Source organism: Streptomyces purpureus (assembly GCF_014648195.1).
GTDB classification, from domain to species: Bacteria; Actinomycetota; Actinomycetes; order Streptomycetales; family Streptomycetaceae; genus Streptomyces; species Streptomyces purpureus.
In genome coordinates, this window is record NZ_BMQQ01000001.1 from 284,168 (window position 1) to 299,388 (window position 15,221).

At 70.8% G+C, this 15,221-nt stretch carries 17 protein-coding genes and 2 pseudogenes; 7 read left to right on the top strand and 12 right to left on the bottom strand.

Translation table 11 applies throughout. The features are described 5' to 3' along the window. Positions 1-54 precede the first annotated feature (54 nt). Positions 55-1,020 carry a pirin family protein gene (locus IEZ01_RS01285; protein WP_019890910.1) on the top strand — a complete coding sequence of 322 codons (966 nt, stop codon included), beginning with the start codon at positions 55-57 and terminating at the stop codon, positions 1,018-1,020. Positions 1,021-1,162: 142 nt separating this feature from the next. On the opposite strand, the pseudogene IEZ01_RS01290 reads toward IEZ01_RS01285, so the two are convergent. The 3 genes and pseudogenes from IEZ01_RS01290 to IEZ01_RS01295 all read right to left on the bottom strand — a co-directional run. After that, positions 1,163-1,318, bottom strand: a pseudogene (locus tag IEZ01_RS01290) (IS701 family transposase); the annotation flags it as partial. A 296-nt stretch (positions 1,319-1,614) separates the two neighbouring features. Further along, positions 1,615-1,753: pseudogene (locus IEZ01_RS36185) on the bottom strand (IS982 family transposase); the annotation flags it as partial. Positions 1,754-1,811: 58 nt separating this feature from the next. After that, positions 1,812-2,744, bottom strand: coding sequence for an NADP-dependent oxidoreductase (locus tag IEZ01_RS01295; RefSeq protein ID WP_229832574.1), 933 nt, complete (start codon positions 2,742-2,744; stop codon positions 1,812-1,814). Positions 2,745-2,863: 119 nt separating this feature from the next. On the opposite strand from IEZ01_RS01295, the gene IEZ01_RS01300 reads away from it, so the two are divergent. From IEZ01_RS01300 to IEZ01_RS01315, 4 genes are all read left to right on the top strand, one after another. Further along, the gene (locus IEZ01_RS01300) at positions 2,864-3,289 is read left to right on the top strand and encodes a winged helix-turn-helix transcriptional regulator (RefSeq protein WP_189199349.1); all 426 of its coding nucleotides are present in this window, start codon (positions 2,864-2,866) and stop codon (positions 3,287-3,289) included. 332 nt (positions 3,290-3,621) lie between these two features. Then, positions 3,622-4,413, top strand: coding sequence for a DUF2785 domain-containing protein (locus IEZ01_RS01305; RefSeq protein ID WP_229832576.1), 792 nt, complete (start codon positions 3,622-3,624; stop codon positions 4,411-4,413). Between the two features lie 141 nt (positions 4,414-4,554). Then, positions 4,555-5,064 carry a TetR/AcrR family transcriptional regulator gene (locus IEZ01_RS01310; RefSeq protein WP_189199351.1) on the top strand — a complete coding sequence of 170 codons (510 nt, stop codon included), beginning with the start codon at positions 4,555-4,557 and terminating at the stop codon, positions 5,062-5,064. Between the two features lie 2 nt (positions 5,065-5,066). Continuing rightward, positions 5,067-5,420: a hypothetical protein gene (locus IEZ01_RS01315; RefSeq protein ID WP_189199353.1), complete on the top strand. Its 354-nt coding sequence runs from the start codon at positions 5,067-5,069 to the stop codon at positions 5,418-5,420. Between the two features lie 129 nt (positions 5,421-5,549). On the opposite strand, the gene IEZ01_RS01320 is transcribed toward IEZ01_RS01315, so the two are convergent. From IEZ01_RS01320 to IEZ01_RS01350, 7 genes are all read right to left on the bottom strand, one after another. Next, positions 5,550-5,873 (bottom strand): HEAT repeat domain-containing protein, encoded by a 324-nt coding sequence (locus tag IEZ01_RS01320; RefSeq protein ID WP_189199374.1) that lies wholly within the window; start codon positions 5,871-5,873, stop codon positions 5,550-5,552. A gap of 283 nt (positions 5,874-6,156) precedes the next feature. Continuing rightward, a complete protein-coding gene (locus IEZ01_RS01325) occupies positions 6,157-7,401 on the bottom strand; it encodes a cation:proton antiporter (protein ID WP_189199376.1) in 1,245 nt (414 codons plus the stop codon). Positions 7,402-7,405: 4 nt separating this feature from the next. Then, a complete protein-coding gene (locus IEZ01_RS01330) occupies positions 7,406-7,876 on the bottom strand; it encodes a cation:proton antiporter regulatory subunit (protein WP_019890916.1) in 471 nt (156 codons plus the stop codon). Positions 7,877-7,908: 32 nt separating this feature from the next. Further along, the gene (locus IEZ01_RS01335) at positions 7,909-8,049 is read right to left on the bottom strand and encodes a hypothetical protein (protein WP_019890917.1); all 141 of its coding nucleotides are present in this window, start codon (positions 8,047-8,049) and stop codon (positions 7,909-7,911) included. Positions 8,050-8,105: 56 nt separating this feature from the next. Then, positions 8,106-8,870 (bottom strand): YhjD/YihY/BrkB family envelope integrity protein, encoded by a 765-nt coding sequence (locus tag IEZ01_RS01340; protein WP_229832577.1) that lies wholly within the window; start codon positions 8,868-8,870, stop codon positions 8,106-8,108. A gap of 186 nt (positions 8,871-9,056) precedes the next feature. Then, entirely contained in the window at positions 9,057-10,979 is a 1,923-nt protein-coding gene (locus IEZ01_RS01345) for a glycoside hydrolase family 15 protein (protein ID WP_019890920.1), read from the bottom strand. Positions 10,980-11,102: 123 nt separating this feature from the next. Beyond that, positions 11,103-12,953, bottom strand: a complete 1,851-nt coding sequence (locus IEZ01_RS01350; RefSeq protein ID WP_019890921.1) for an NAD-binding protein — start codon at positions 12,951-12,953, stop codon at positions 11,103-11,105. 265 nt (positions 12,954-13,218) lie between these two features. Here IEZ01_RS01350 and IEZ01_RS01355 point away from each other — a divergent pair, with 265 nt between their 5' ends. Continuing rightward, positions 13,219-13,512, top strand: a complete 294-nt coding sequence (locus IEZ01_RS01355; protein WP_063828511.1) for a hypothetical protein — start codon at positions 13,219-13,221, stop codon at positions 13,510-13,512. A gap of 88 nt (positions 13,513-13,600) precedes the next feature. Here the strand turns inward: IEZ01_RS01355 and IEZ01_RS01360 are convergent, their stop codons facing one another. Beyond that, on the bottom strand, positions 13,601-13,900 hold the full coding sequence (locus IEZ01_RS01360) for a DUF3040 domain-containing protein (protein ID WP_019890923.1): 300 nt from the start codon (positions 13,898-13,900) through the stop codon (positions 13,601-13,603). 176 nt (positions 13,901-14,076) lie between these two features. Here IEZ01_RS01360 and IEZ01_RS01365 point away from each other — a divergent pair, with 176 nt between their 5' ends. Next, the gene (locus tag IEZ01_RS01365) at positions 14,077-14,733 is read left to right on the top strand and encodes a hypothetical protein (RefSeq protein ID WP_028798194.1); all 657 of its coding nucleotides are present in this window, start codon (positions 14,077-14,079) and stop codon (positions 14,731-14,733) included. Here the strand turns inward: IEZ01_RS01365 and IEZ01_RS01370 are convergent. After that, positions 14,691-15,218, bottom strand: coding sequence for a MarR family winged helix-turn-helix transcriptional regulator (locus IEZ01_RS01370; RefSeq protein ID WP_019890925.1), 528 nt, complete (start codon positions 15,216-15,218; stop codon positions 14,691-14,693). The two genes, IEZ01_RS01365 and IEZ01_RS01370, sit on opposite strands and share 43 nt — an antisense overlap. Positions 15,219-15,221 lie beyond the last annotated feature (3 nt).

Here is a 15,221-nt window from a genome sequence, read left to right on the forward strand (position 1 = left end):
TTTTCGCGTGGGTACCGGCACGCCGGAGTCCCTCTCGGGAATAGGTTGAGTGCCATGAGCAATCTTGATCGCCAGGCCGCGCTCTCCGTCTGCGGCGGCCGCGGTTTCGTCGCGGCCGAGCCGGTGCGTGAGCTCCTCAGCCCCCGCCACGTCCAGCTCGGCGAGTCGACCGAGGTACGCCGTCTGCTGCCCAACCTCGGCCGCCGCATGATCGGCGCCTGGGCCTTTGTCGATCATTACGGGCCCGACGACATCGCCGACGAGCCCGGCATGCAGGTGCCCCCGCACCCGCACATGGGACTCCAGACCGTCAGCTGGCTCCACGAGGGCGAGGTGCTCCACCGAGACAGCACCGGCAGCCTCCAGACGGTCCGCCCGCGCGAGTTGGGCCTGATGACGTCCGGCCGGGCCATCTCCCACTCCGAGGAGAGCCCCAAGGCCCACGCCCGCTTCCTCCACGGCGCCCAGCTCTGGGTCGCCCTGCCCGAGGCCCACCGCCACGTCGAGCCGCACTTCCAGCACCACGCCGACCTCCCCCACGTGACCGCCCCGGGCCTCACCGCCACCGTCATCCTCGGCACCCTCGACGGCGCCCGCTCACCCGGCACCGCCTACACCCCGATCATCGGCGCCGACATCGCCCTGGCCCGCGGCGCCGAGGCGCGCCTTCCGCTGGACCCCGACTTCGAGTACGCGGTCCTCTCCATGTCCGGCGAGGCCCACGTCGACACGGTCCCGCTGCTGCCCGGCTCGATGCTCTACCTCGGCTGCGGCCGCACCGAACTCCCCCTGCGCGCCGAGTCGGACGCCGGCCTGATGCTCCTGGGCGGCGAGCCGTTCGAGGAGGAGATCGTGATGTGGTGGAACTTCATCGGCCGCTCCCACGAGGAGATCGAGGCCGCCCGCACGGACTGGATGACCGGAACCCGCTTCGGCGAGGTCAAGGGCTACGACGGCGCCCCGCTGCCCGCCCCAGACATGCCGCCGGTGGCGCTGAAACCGCGGGGCCGGGTGCGCTGAACTGCGGTGATATTGCCGGAGCAAGTCACCTTGCCTCGCGGGGAAACTCGACGTCGTAAGCGTGGCCGGCCGTGTGGTCGTCTGTAGGCAGGTTCAAGCGGACTTCGTCACGGACCGGATCAGCGTTCCAGCGGGCACTTCACAGCAGACGCTGCATCGGCCCGGGACGAGCGTGACCAGCCTGCTCGGCAAGTCCCCAGCAGTTCTTCCGCTCCACGCCGGAGAGCAGTCCGAGCAGGTACGCGCGGGCGGTGGCCCGCGTCTCCACCCGCCTGAACCGCCCCGCGATCCGGCCCATGACCTGGTCGAACATCGCCCGCCGACAAGATGGGAGCATGGAACAGCGAACCTCTGCAGATCCCGCTTGATCAGCTCCGGCACGCCTTCGAGCTGGCACTGCAACACATCGATCGCTGATGTCCTCCGCGCGATCGGGCAGCACACCGCCCAGTAACCAGCGCGCGATGTGATGTGGAACTACGAAGTCACACGTGGGGAGTTCGTCGACCAGGCGCTTGCCGCATGGCAGGCAGGCGCCGTGTAGGGGCTACCCGCCGCCCGGCCTCGGGTGCGACGTTCCGTGCGTGACGGCGACGTGACCAGCTCGGCATCGCTGAGCTTTGGGGCGATTGGGACGGCCGGACGCCGCGGCGCGAGATGCGGCGATGCCTTCAGCAGGTCGTCGGTTCTGACGTGCGGTGCCAGTCGTGAGGGAGTCCAACTCTGTCTTCACGAACTGAGGTTGGACTCCCTTCTGGCGTTCGCGCAGCCGACGTCTAGGAATCGATCGTCTAGGGAACGAGGACGATCTTTCCCTTCACTCGCCCGCTCTCGATCAGGCGGTGAGCCTCAGCCACCTCTGTCAGAGGCAGGCGGCGTTCGACGTGCACCCGCAGCCACTTCTGCTCGATGAGCCCATTGAGCATCTCCAATGAGGCGTAGTCAGGCTCGACGCCGAGGCTGGTGAAGCGCACCCCCCGCTCGGCCAGGCCCGGCACGGCCGCCGCACGGGTGGCGCTCACCAGGATCCCTCCGGGCCGCAACACCTCCACCACCGCCGCCGCGTCGTCACCTGCGACCAAGTCGAAGAGCACGTCGACGTCCCGTACCGTCTCTGCGACGTCGGTCGTGGTGTAGTCGACGATCTCGTCCGCGCCGAAGCCGCGCACGAACGCGTGCTTCTCCTTCCGCGCGGTGCCGATCACGTACGCCCCGAGCGTCTTGGCGACCTGTACGGCCAGGTGGCCTGTCCCGCCCGCCGCCCCGAGGATCAGCACCCGCTGCCCGCTCGACACCCGCGCCGTGTCCACCAGACCCTGCCAGGCGGTGAGCGCCGCCATCGGTAGTGCCGCGGCCTCGGCGTGTGTGAGGGCGGCGGGCTTGTGGGCCAGATGGCGGGGCGGGGCGGTGACGTACTCGGCGTAGCCGCCACCTCGCCACGGGAAGTGCACCAGCCCGTACACCTCGTCGCCCGGCGCGAAGCGGGTGACGCCGGGCGTGACCGCCTCGACCACCCCCGACACATCCCAGCCGGGGGTGAACGGCAGCGTTGCCCAAGGGACCACGCCTGCCCGGAACTTTGCGTCCACCGGGTTCACGCCAGCCGCTTTGACCTGCACCAGCACCTCGGTGGCCACCGGCTCCGGACGCTCCACCTCCGCCACCAACAGCTCTTCGGGACCTCCGAAGACGAGCTGACTGACGGCGCGCATACGTACACCCATGGCGTACCCCTCTTACTGATCGTCTTGCTGATCTCTCACGGTCGCCGCGCGGCGCACACCAGCCTGCGCCACGCACTGACAGTTGAGAAGAAGGCACCCTCCTGATATCCAGGTTCCCTATGGATACCTGGAATGACCTGCGGCAATACGGCGGCGCCCACGCGTACTTCCAGACGTGCCCGTCCCGCCCGGTACTGTCACTGCTCACCAGCAAATGGGCCCTGCTCACGGTCGGCGCGCTCCAACAGGGGCCGCTGCGCTTCAACGCACTGCGCCGCAGCCTGGACGGCGTCACGCAAAAGATGCTCACGCAGGCGCTGCGCACCCTGGAGCGCGACGGCCTGGTCACCCGCACCGTTTACCCCACGATCCCGCCGAAGGTCGTCTACGAACTCTCCGAGCTCGGTCACAGCCTCACCGGCCTGCTGACGGCGATCCAGGACTGGTCCGAGGAACACCAAGACGAGGTTCTCGCCGCCCGCCGGACCTACGACCGGCGCGCGGCAGCCGAGGTGGAGCCCGTGCGGCCGACCAGCGACCACTAGGCATGACGCGAGCGATGACGCCAGCGGGTGTGCGGCCTCAGTGCTGTTTGGCCTTGTCGGCGAGTCCCGGCTCTGGTCCAACTTCTCTGGTGCGACTACTCCCTGTGGCCAGTCCTCCGACGGGTGGTGACCGGCACCGCCGATCCCCGCAGCTTGGCGGTTCTTGCTCACCTTCGTGAGCGTTCTGGCGGACGAGTGCTGGACTATCCAGCCGCGCCTGCGAGTTGGCCGACTGGGGCCCCGCCGCTGGGTTGGCCGGCTGTGGGGTCGGAGGGCGGCTCCAAGACAAATTCGCAGGCGTACCGCAAGGGCACGGATCTACCCTGCCGACCGTGATCAACTGGATGGACATCGAGGCCACCGACTGTGCCGTGCCCGTCGGCCACCCCATGGACGACCTCGTCCGCGGGCTGTCCCGCGCCCTGGCGGATCCCGATCCGCTGATCCGGGACGGCGCGCCCTACACCGTCCTCGCGACCTGGATCGCCCGCGGGACGATCGGAGCGTCCCGGCGGCTGGAGCTGGGGGACGAGATGGCCGAGCGGTTCGCCGATCCGCGGGTCGAGGCCCGTACCTTCGCGCCCCTCGTGCTCGACATGCTGGTGGCCGCCGGGGACTTCAAGCCCGGGTGGGTGGACGCGTTCGAGCGCTGGTACCCGGCGGAGCGGGATCTGCGCGGCCACGACGAGACCCTCGGCTGGCTCCACGCGGTGGCGCACGGCGCGGACCTGCTCGCCGGCTTCGGGCGCCACTCCCAAGTGGCGCCCGTGCGGATGCTGGACCTCGCCGCCGCGCGGCTGACGGCGCCCACCGACCACGTCTACGACCAGTTGGAGGACGACCGCCTGGCCCGGGCGATCGCCCGTGTCCTCACCCGCACCGACCTGAGCGAACGCGACGCCGTCGGCTGGCTCGCTCCGATCGCCGACCGCTTCGGGGCCGACCGCATCAGCACCCCGGTGCCCGCTCACATCAGCAACTGCCTGCGCACCTTGCGCCTGCTCTACATCCTGGCCGACCGAGGCGTGCGCCCCACCGCCGAACTGCCCGAGGAACCCCTCCCTCACCGCGACGCGGTCAAGTCCGCCATCGCCACCGTCCTCGACCGGATCGTCAAACGCTGACCGACGACAGTTGAAGACGGGTCGGCATCAACCCGCCACCTCGTTGGGCCGGTTGGGCCACGACTGCCTCAACCGTTCTGCGCGCCGCTTTTAAGAACGATCGTTCTTGACCGACCGTTCTCAAACTCGTAAGGTCGAGGCATGGGAAGACCACGCGCCTTCGACGAAGGACACGTCATTCGGGCTGCCGCCGAGCTGTTCGCGGCTCACGGTTACGAGGGCACGTCGATAGACGATCTCGTCAATGGCCTCGGCGTGCACCGGGGCAGCCTCTACAAGGTGTTCGGGAGCAAGCGCGGCCTGTACGTCTCCGCTCTGCGCACTCACGTGGAGGAGCAGGTGGGCCCGCTCGCGGCCGCGCTCGCCGCGAGCGGCGACCTCGCGCAGGCCCTGGCGTCAGCGGCGGCCTCGTACGACAGCGGCCCGGCGGCAGGCCTGCTCCTGCTGGCCGCGGTCGAACGAGCCCCGCACGACCCCGAGATCGCGGAGCTGGTCGCCGATGCCTTCCAGGCCCTGGACCAGGCCCTGGCCGACTTCGCCCCGCCCGAGCTGGCCCCCGCGCTCACCGCGACCGTCCTGGGCGCGCGCATCCGCAAGCATCCTGTACCCGTGGCCCACCTCGCCCGGTACATCCGACCGACAGGAGACTGAGCATGGCCCGCATCACCGTCGAGAACACCACCCTGGTCGTCACGGTCGAGGGCCTGGACAAGCTGTGGGCGCTGAAGAGCCGCCTGGAGATCCCCTTGGTGAATGTGCGCGGCGCGACCCACGACCCCGGCATCATCCGCGAACGCAAGGGTGTCCGCGCCCCCGGTACCCATCTCCCCGGAGTCATCACCGCCGGCACCTGGCACCACGAGGGCGAGCGCATCTTCTGGGACGTACGAATCCCCGCGAAGGCGATCGTCATAGAGCTGGCGGACGAGCGCTACACCCGGCTGGTGGTGGAAGTGGACGATCCGCGAGCGGTGGTCACCTTGATAGAGCAGGCAACCACTCGGTAGGCGACTCCGGGTGGATCCTGAGCGCCGCAGCTGGCGAGAGTCGCCGACTGTGGCGCTCCTTGACCAACGTCGATGGACAGCTCAGCCACCAGTACCGGCACTGGCCGCCGCATGAAGCGCACGCCTCCCTCACGGCGATGCGAATCCCGAATCTTCCCCACGGCCGCGCGTGGTGCTCTGGAGGGGCTTGCGCTGGCGGGCCTCGGTCGCCTGGTCACGAACGTACGGGTCGGCGTCTGCTGCCAGCTGGTCGAGCACGGACGCGGTCGCGGGGTCTGCGGGCTCCAGGGCGGAAAAGTGGCCCAAGGCGATCGCCACCCAGGCTCGGACGCGGGGGTCGTCGTCGTTCGCGAGCAGGCGAATCTTCCCCAGTGTTCTGGGCTGCTGGAGGAAGCCGAGGGAACTGAGGGTGGAGATTCGCACCTGCGGGGAGGGATCATCCAGCAGGTTCAACAGCAGGTCGATGGCTCCTGGCTCTGTTCCGTGACTACCGAGTGTGCCCACAACCGCGCTTCGGATTCCTTCGTCCGAGTTCGATGACCTGCGCGTCTGTCGCCTCTGGTGCGGGTGAGGTCGGCCTGTCGCAGCGGGTCGCGATGCCCCCGACATGCCGCCGGCGGCGCTGAAACCGCGGGGCCGGGTGCGCTGAGCCAAGGCGACTGGGCCTGTTGGACGGTCAGGGCGGCGAGCAGCGGCGCGGCGTGCGTGCCGGTGAGCGCCGCCCGGTCGTCCTCGCTCACACGCGGCCGGCCGGGTCCTGATCCGGGACCGTCTCCTGCGGCTTCGCCGGGGCGGGCGTCGTGGACGCGTGCGGGCCTTCGGGGCCGCGGCGCTTGCTGATCCAGGTGGCCACGGGTTCGGTGTAGCGGGCGGTGAGGGGCCCCATCACCACCAGGATCAGGACGTACGCGGTGGCCAGCGGGCCCAGCGCCGGTTCGATGCCGGCGGTGACGGCGAGACCGGCGATGACGATGGAGAACTCGCCGCGGGCGACCAGGGTTCCGCCGGCACGCCAGCGGCCCTTGACGCCGACGCCGGCGCGCTTCGCGGCCCAGTAGCCGGTGGCGATCTTCGTCAGGGCGGTGACGACGGCCAGAGCGAGGGCGGGCAGCAGTACGGGCGGGATGCTCGCCGGGTCGGTGTGCAGGCCGAAGAAGACGAAGAACACCGCGGCGAACAGGTCCCGCAGCGGGCTCAGCAGCGTGTGGGTGCCCTCGGCGACCTCGCCGGACAGGGCGATACCGACCAGGAACGCGCCGACGGCGGCGGAGACTTGGAGCTGCTGCGCGATGCCCGCCACCAGCAGGGTCAGGCCGAGGACCACGAGAAGGAGCTTCTCGGGGTCGTCGCTGGAGACGAAGCGGGAGATCAGTCTTCCGTAGCGGACGGCGACGAACAGCACGCCTCCGGCGACGCCCAGGGCTATCGCCAGGGTGGCGCTGCCGGCCGCCAGGCTCACTCCGGCCAGCAGGGCGGTGACGATCGGCAGGAAGACGGCCATGGCGAGGTCTTCGAGGACCAGGACGCTGAGGATCACCGGGGTCTCGCGGTTGCCGAGGCGGCCCAGGTCGCCCATCACCTTGGCGATGACGCCGGAGGAGGAGATCCAGGTCACCCCGGCGAGCACCACCGCGGCGACCGGCCCCCAGCCCATGAGCAGCGCCGCGACGGCGCCGGGTACGGCGTTCAGCGTGAAGTCGACCAGCCCCGCCGGGTACTGGGTCTTGAGGTTGGAGACGAGGTCGCTCGCGGTGTACTCCAACCCCAGCATCAACAGAAGGAGGATGACGCCGATCTCGGCGCCGATCGCGACGAACTCCTCACTGGCGGGCAGGGGAAGCAGACCGCCTTCGCCGAAGGCGAGACCGGCCAGCAGGTACAGGGGTATGGGCGAGAACTTGAGCCTGCCGGCGACCCGGCCGAGCAGGCCGAGGCCGAGGATGATCGCGCCGAACTCGATCAGGAAGACCGCGGAGTGCACAGGTTCACTCCCGTCCGAGTATCGCGGCGGCGGCGTCGACGCCCTCGCGGGTGCCGATCACGATGAGGGTGTCCCCGCCGGCCAGGCGGAAATCCGGCGCCGGAGACGGCCGGGCCTCCGCCCGGCGCAGGACCGCGACCACCGACACACCGGTCTCGGTACGCATCCGGGTCTCGCCCAGCACCCGGCCGTTCCAGTAGGAGTGCGCGGACAGTTCGATCCGCTCGGCGACCAGTCCCAGATCGGTGGTGTGGAGCAGGTTCGGGCTGTGGTGCGCGGGCATCAGCGCATCGATCAGCGACGCCGTCTCCCCACTCGTCAGGTGTAGCGACTGCGCGCAGGCATCGGGATCGTCGGCACGGTAGACATTCACCGTCCGGGTTCCGTCTCGGTGCGCGATCACCGACAGGTGCCGGTGTTCGCGGGTGCTGAGGTCGTACTGGACCCCTATGCCCGGCAGTGGTGTCGTACGCATCCGTGGAGCAGGCACAGCCCATCCCTCTCAGTTCAGACCTTTGCGATGGTGTTGCCGAGCGGCGGGATCGGGCGGGTGATCCGGCGCGGCACGGGCTCATGTTGCCAGGTGGGAGAGGTCACCGCGCGGTGGCACTCGTACCCGTCCACCGGCGCGAAGTCGTCGGCTCCCACCGCGGCGGCGCCGCGCCCCCGTCACCGGCGCCTCCTTTCCGGAAAACGCGGCCGGATCAGCCGCGCGATCCCCGCCGGACGCGTCCTTGCCGGCGTGGCCACGAAGCTGATCCCTCGTGCGCGATCCTGCCGACGAGGGCGCCTCCGTAGAGGACGAAGCCCACGCCGACAAGCCATGACTGGATGATCATCACCGTCCCGACGGAGCCGTACGTGGTCGCCCGGGACACGATCAGGGGCGAGAAGACCAGCCAGGAGAACAGGCGCAGGCCCACCAGGCCGAGGGTGGTCGCGACCGCTCCCGGTACGAGGGCTCTCCAGCCGGGCCGTCGGCCGAGGAGGATCCTTTGCGAGATCCAGGCGAACAGGAAGATGACGAGAAGGGCGACCGCCGTACCCAGCGGCGTGGAAACCATCTCCGCACGGCGCACAGGGGCGTTGGCGGACAGGAGCAGACAGCCGATCAGCAGGGCGAGCCACAGTACGTGGCGGGTCACGTCCCGCAGCCAGGGCCCCGCGCCCCGACCGTCGGGCCGGCTCACTTCCCACACCGCCTCGTACCCCTTCCGCACGTGCGCCGCGAACGTCAGGCCGAAGACGCACAACGCCGCCAGACCGAAGGCGGTGATCTCTCGCAGTACGCGACGGGGCCGGGTGAACAGGTCCAGGATCTCGCGCTCGGCCGGCTCCGACGCGCTCAACGCCCTTGCGAGCCAGCGCCCGAACCCGGCCGCCCGGGCGGGGTCGGCGGCGGCGATGACCGTCATGAGCGGCACGAGAGCCAGGAATCCCAGGGCGGCGAAGACCATGGAACGGTTCATCAGTTCAAGCCCGCCGCCCTTCGCACCTGAAGGGTTGAGGGCTTCGCGGATACGGCGCCCCAGACGCCGGATCGACGACCGCTCATCTTGATCTCCGGAGGAAGACATGGGACTCGACTACCACGGGGGCAGCCGTGGGCTGGTGCTCCGACGCACGCCGCGCCGTCTCCACGCCTGCGGCACGACTCACTCGAACCAGGCATGGGTGGAGAGTTCGGGTTTCAGCCCGCGGTCGGCGCGGCCGATGAGTACGGCCGATGAGATCAGCCCGACGTGGCTGAGGGCTTGGGGAACGTTGCCGAGGAACGCGCCCGTGCCCGGATCGATCTGCTCCGGCAGCAGGCCCAGCGGGTTCGCGTACGCGCACAGCCGCTCGAAGAGTTCGGTGGCCTCGGCGATGCGCCCTTGGCCGACCAGATTGTCCACGTGCCAGAAACCGCACAGCACGAACGCCCCCTCGGGGCCGCCGACGCCGTCCGGGGACCGCGCGGGCAGATACCGGTACAGAAGCCCGCCGCCCGCGTCGAGCCGCTCGGCCACCGCCCGGCAGGTGGCGACCATCTTGGGATGGTCGGCCGGCAGGACCCGGCGCAGCGGCAGCGCCAGAAGGGACGCGTCCAGCCCTCCACCGGGGCTCAGGTGTTCGGTCAGGGCGCCGACGGTGGGGTCCCACGCCTCGGAGAGGATGCGGCTTCTGATCGCTTCGGCATCCAGCTCCCAGACCCGCGGGTCGCCGGGCAGACGCAGACGCCGCGACAGCCGCGCCGCGCGGTCCAGTGCCACGTGGCACATCGCCGCCGAGTAGGTGAACGGGCGCGCCGGCGACCGTACCTCCCAGATGCCGTGGTCCGGCCTCGCCCAGGCCGTACGGGCGGCCTCGGTCAGGGACCGGAGCCGCTCCCACAGCCGGGCGTCGAAGGACCCGCCGGTCGCCGCCCACTGGAACGCGCAGTCCAGGATCTCCCCGTACGCGTCGTGCTGGACCTGATGGGCCGCGTCGTTCCCCCAGCGCACGGGGGAGGAGCGGCGATAGCCCTCGAGTTCGGGGTCGATGGTCTCCACCGGTGCCGGGCGGCCGTCGACGTCGTAGACGACGCGTGGCCCGCCCGAACCCTCGACCGCGTCCAGTACCCAGGTCAGGAACCCGCCGGCCTCCATGGGAAGCCCGATCCGGCGGAGCGCGAAGACGGTGTAGGCGGCGTCCCTGACCCAGGCGTAGCGGTAGTCCCAGTTGCGGTCACCGCCGATGCGCTCCGGAAGCGAGGACGTCGCGGCGGCGACGATCGCGCCGTTGGCGAAGTAGTCCAGCAGCTTCAGAGTGATGGCCGACCGGTGCACCAGATCGCGGTACGGGACGTGCTGCGCGAGGAAGCCGGACCAGCGGCGCCAGCTCCGTACCGTCTCCTCCACGGCGCCGTCGGCGTCATGGGGCGGTCGGGCGCCCGGCTCCCACTGCAGGCAGACCCAGAAACGGTCCCCCTGTCGCAGACTTGTCACACCTGGCCAGGCAGGCAGGGGCCGGGAGGTCCGTAGGAGCAGTTCCACCCCCTGGGCGGGGCAGGCGAGTTGTACGCCTTCTCCGGCGTGCCGAGTTGTCGTTCCGCCTCGGGGCTCCAGCCGGAGCCCGATCTCGGCCCGCCCCCGCACCACCTCCACCAGGCGCAGAAATGTCCCGGTACCCGCGGGGACGTCCTCTTCGAGCGCCGCGCCAGGACGCAGGAGCAAGGCGTCGGTGATCCGGACGGTTCCCTCCGCCGACCGGATCTCCGTGACGAGCACACCGGTGCCCGGGACGTAGTCCTGCCGGCTCTCTGCCGCGGCGGCCACGGTGAGGTCGAAGGCACCTCCGCGCTCCCGGTCGAGCAGAGGGCAGACCAGAGCGGGTGAGTCGAATCTCGGCACGCACAGAAAACCTGTCGATCCGTCCCGCCCCACCACCGCGCAGGTACTCCCGTCGCCGATCAGCCCATGGTCCTCCAGCGGCAGGTATCCGTCCTGCCGGACGAGAGGAAGCCACGCGCTCATCGCGCGCGCCCTGACCGGGTCATGGAGCGCCTCCTGCTTCTGCTCGGGCGTGCGGTTGGCGTGGCTCCGCTCGGCCGTGTCCATCTCCGTGCCTCCGGCATCGAAGCCGCGAATCCTCCTTCCCGAGGGCGCGTACCCAGACCGCCGCTCCGTATCCCGGCGGGCGGCGGGAGACGAATCCGCGCGCCGGCCGATCAGTCCGGCCGACTAGGCGTCGGTACGGTCACTCGCCCGATGTCTCCCGAGCAGTTCGGCGAGACCGCGACGGGTCGTGGCGATGACGACGCGGTCCTCCGGTTGCAGGACGTAGCCGGAGTGGAGGTCCCACAGCAGCTGGGGCTGCTCACCGTCGTGACGGGCGGATGCCAGGTCGGGACGGCGTGTGCCGGGGGTGGCCATGTCGAGCGCGAGGACGCGCCAGGCGCCGGGGCGGAAGGACTCGGCGACGGTGCGGCCCTCGAACTGAGGATGGCCGGCGACGAGGAGGGCGGCGAAGAGGAGGACCTTGCGCTCGACCGGGATCGCGCCGAGGATCTGGCGCCCCATCATGGCCCCGGCGAACGCGGGCGCGGAAAGGTGGGTGACGCTGCGGCTGCGCGTGAGGGCGTCCGGGTGGGCGGTGCGCAAGGTGCGGTAGACGGCGGTGGCGAACTCGTCGTCGTACAGCCGCAGGGCCACGCGCAGATCGGCCTTCACGGTACGGGCGTAGAGCGCGGCCTCCAGGTTGGTGGTGTCGGAGCTGGTCAGGGCGAGCAGGGCGTGGGCCCGGTGGATCTTCGCGGACTCCAGGACGCCGTCGTCGGTGACGTCTCCGAGGACGACCGGCACGTGGAGGCCGCGGGCGAGGGGGATACCGCGGGCGTCGGGGTCCTCCTCCACGCAGACCACGGGGATGTCCAGTTCCCGCAGCCGCGCCAGCACCCGGCTGCCGACCTTGCCGAGGCCCAGCAGGACGACGTGGCCGGACAGACCGCGGGGCGGGCGGCGCAGGGCGCCGGCGGCACGGAAGGTGCCGAGCGCCTCCAGCGCTCCGGCGATGAGGAGGGGAAGCAGGGCGAGGCCGACGAGACCGGACAGGAGCTGGAGGACCTGGTGGGTGACCGGCGCGTCGAGCGCGGGGTCGTTGATGGAGAACAGGTCGAGCAGGGTGATGTACGCGGCGTGCACCGGGCCGGCGTCGGTGAGCGCGGTGGTGGTGAGCGTCAGGGCGAGTACGGAGGCCACGATCCCCGCGAGCGCCCACCGCAGACGGCTGGAGAAGAGCTCGCGCAGCGGCGCCCCCCGGCGGGCCAGGCGCCGCGCGGGAAGGGCGGGACCGGCGTACTGGACGGTTTCCAGGACGACGCTGCCGCGCCCTGCGCCGCCCGCCACGGTGCGGTCGTCCGGCAGGAGGACGGGGCCCTGCGGACCGCTGGCCTCCGAGCCCTCGGCGCCCGCCGGATCGGTGGTCGTGGACGACAGCAGCGCCAGGGTGCACAGCCCGGTGTCCGGCACCTCGCCGCGCCCGGGCGGGATGCGCTCGGCGGCCCGCAGAAGGACGCCGTCGGCCTGCACGACCTTGCTCGTGCCCGCGACGGCGGTGGCGGCGAGCGCCGGGGCCGCGGTGTCGGCGTCGGACAGGACGGTGGTGGAGGCGTCGAGGACGGCCCGGTCCATGCCGGGGGAGTGCACCAGGGCGGCCTGGTCGAGCAGCTCCTCCAGATGCTGGCCCAGCTTGCGGTTGTACATGCGGACCACCAGCCGCAGCCCGGGGCTGAGCCGCCGCGCGGCGAGCGCGGCCCGCAGGTTCGTCTCGTCGTCCTCGTACAGCAGCGCCAGCGCCTGCGCGCGGTCCACTCCGGCCCGCAGCAGGGTCTCCCGTGTGGGAGCCGACGCGGTCGACACCCGCACGGGCACGACCGCGCCGCCGCTCGATGTGCCCGCCGGCTCCGTCACCGGCCCGGCGGTCCGCTCCTCGGCCCCTTCCTCCGTGACGACCAGGACGACCCGCTGCCGGTAGACCTCCCGCAGTTCGTCGGCCAGCCGGCGCGCGAGCCCGTCGTCGCCGCAGACCACCATGTGCCCACGGACAGGTGCCTCCGTGTTTCCCTGCTGCGGCACGGCCGTCATGTCTCCCCCTGTGGCGTCGAGGAATCGTTCCACGAACGCTCGTGCCGATTCACTGCCGGAATCCGGCAATCTTTACGCGGTCTTGATGCCGTCGCCGAAGTACCGGGACGCCTGACACGACGACCGGGGATGCACATCTCCACCGCCAGGTTCGTGGTTCGTCGGCCGGTGAGTATGGTCGGCTCCCCGACCCTTGGCCCTGGAGTACCCGGTCATGCCACTTTCGCTGTTGTTCCTCGCCTTGTTCGCGCTGGCCTTCCTGGCATTCAACGTGGCCCTGTGCGTGCGGGTGTGGCGGCTCACCGAACTGCCGCCGTGGCGGCGGGCGCTGCCGGCGCTGCTGCTGTGCTGCGCGCTGGCGGCGAGCATCGGCCGCGCCTGGGGCGTCACCGCTGTCGCCGAGGCCGTTGCCTTGCCGCTGAACGTGGCGACCGCGCTGCTCGGCATGTTCGAACTGGGCCGGCACCGCCGGCGGACCGGTACGGGTGCGCCGGAAACGTCGGCGTGAGCTCTTGGCCGGCAAGGATGCTCGCCGTGACGGGGGCGGAAGCGGCGTGCTCCCGGTCCGTGCGGGCTCCCTCGCCCCAGGAATCGGGCTAGTACACGGAAGTGGCTACGGAGAGTGCCCCGGGGCGGACGAAATCCTCATCCGGCGCTGTGGACGACGAGTCCAGGGCGGCGGTGATCACGAGTGCCAGCAGCGCGATGACGCCGAGAACGATCGCCGCGACGACGCGACCGTCGCGGCGCTTGGCGGGGGCCTCGGCGGGCGCTGTCGGCTGATCGGTGAACTGCTGGCTCAGCGTGTCCATCGTGGCGGCGAGAGCGGGATCATCCTCCGTGAGGGCGCGCTCGATCGCCGCGAGGTTGCGCTGATCGTCTGCGGAGTGACTCATGGTGACTCCTCCACGACTGCGGCGGGCTTCCTGCAATATGTGTGCCCGCTGCGGCCCCCATGGATGCCTCTGACGGTCGTCCTGGCGCAGGGGCGGCTTGCCCAGGCGGCTTCGGTTCGGTAACAGCTCGTCGGCCGGTGTTACTCATCAAGCGTCAACCATTGCATAGTCTAAACGTGAGGGTGAGGAAGCGGCTGGTCGACAGGCTGCTCGGTCCCGCCGCGTACGAGGGCTCCCCTCCGCTGTGGCTGGTGACCGAGGGACTGGTGGTCGCCGGCGTGGGCGCGGGCTTGATCGTGAGCGCCGGTGTCCTGTCCGTTCTCGCCGGCATGTCCCCGTCCAAAACAGCGGGCGCTGTCGCCGTGGCCACGGCCGCCGTCGCGCTGTACCTTCTGATCACCCGGGCGGGTCATGTGTTCGTCGCGGGTGTCGCGGTCCTCGGTGCTCTGCTCGCCTCCGGTGTGTCAGGTGTGGTGGCAGAGGCGGTGCTGACCGGGGCGGGACGTACCCAGGACGTGGTCGTCACGACGGTCGCCCACGAGCCGGCGGGAAACCCCGCGTACTACTGCTCCGTCCGACGACAGGACGGCTCTCCGGTCGAGGCGAGGCTGTGGAGGGGCTGCGGCCCCTCGGTGAATCCCGGGGACCTGATCGGCATGGTCTACGACCCCGCCGGCAGGGTGGCTCCGCGTGGGGTCGACGGGCCGGGCTCGCTGGTACGGGGCCTCGCCATGACCGCGGTGCTTCTGCTCGCGTTCACCGTGCTCTGTCTCCTCGCCGTCGTGCGGTCCTACCGTGTGCCGTCCACCAGATCGGGCCAGCCGAGCGGATGAGGGCCCATGCCGGCGTCGTCGACGGGCGGTTCCAGCCCTGCCGCGTTGAAGGCGTCGAGCGCCTCCACGAGGGCGTGCCTCTGGGCCGGTTCGAGCCGCCGCAGGACAGCCGTGATCTCCGCCCGCCGACGGCTGGTCACGTCCTGGACGACCCGGCTTCCCTCCTCCGTGAGGCTCAGCTCGGTCTCCCGGCGGTTGTCCGGGTTCGTCCGACGGCTCATCAAGCCGGTGGCGATCAGCCGGTCCACCATGCGCATGGCCGTGGACGGCTGTACGCCGAGGTGCTCCGCCAGCACCACCAGCTTCGACGGGCCATGGGTGGAAAGCACCACGAGCATGCGGAACTGGGGCAGGGTGATGCTGTCCTCGACCGTCGCGAGCGACCGGGCCGAGACCGCCACGAGTAGCCGCGAAGCGGTCAGCACGGCACGCGTGACGGCCTCGATGTCGTCGTGGGCCGGGTCGGCCTTCTCGTGCTCTCGCATACG